The sequence below is a fragment of the Corynebacterium sp. HMSC074A01 genome, from assembly GCF_001831515.1.
Taxonomy (GTDB): Bacteria; Actinomycetota; Actinomycetes; order Mycobacteriales; family Mycobacteriaceae; genus Corynebacterium.
The window spans coordinates 1-506 of sequence record NZ_KV825605.1 but is presented as its reverse complement, the minus strand read 5'-3'; the positions used below and the strand labels follow the sequence as shown (position 1 = coordinate 506).

At 55.9% G+C, this 506-nt stretch carries 1 rRNA gene; it reads left to right on the top strand.

Annotated elements, in window-relative coordinates:
* Positions 1 to 506: ribosomal RNA gene (locus HMPREF2550_RS03055) — 16S ribosomal RNA — on the top strand; the annotation flags it as partial.

Genomic DNA, 506 nt, shown 5'->3' with positions numbered 1-506 from the left:
TTCCCTTTGTGGCTGGTGTACAGGTGGTGCATGGTTGTCGTCAGCTCGTGTCGTGAGATGTTGGGTTAAGTCCCGCAACGAGCGCAACCCTTGTCTTATGTTGCCAGCATTTGGTTGGGGACTCATGAGAGACTGCCGGGGTTAACTCGGAGGAAGGTGGGGATGACGTCAAATCATCATGCCCCTTATGTCCAGGGCTTCACACATGCTACAATGGTCGGTACAACGCGTTTGCGAGCTCGTGAGGGTGGGCTAATCGCTGAAAGCCGGTCGTAGTTCGGATTGGGGTCTGCAACTCGACCCCATGAAGTCGGAGTCGCTAGTAATCGCAGATCAGCAACGCTGCGGTGAATACGTTCCCGGGCCTTGTACACACCGCCCGTCACGTCATGAAAGTTGGTAACACCCGAAGCCCATGGCCCAAACTTGTTAGGGAGTGGTCGAAGGTGGGATCGGCGATTGGGACGAAGTCGTAACAAGGTAGCCGTACCGGAAGGTGCGGCTGG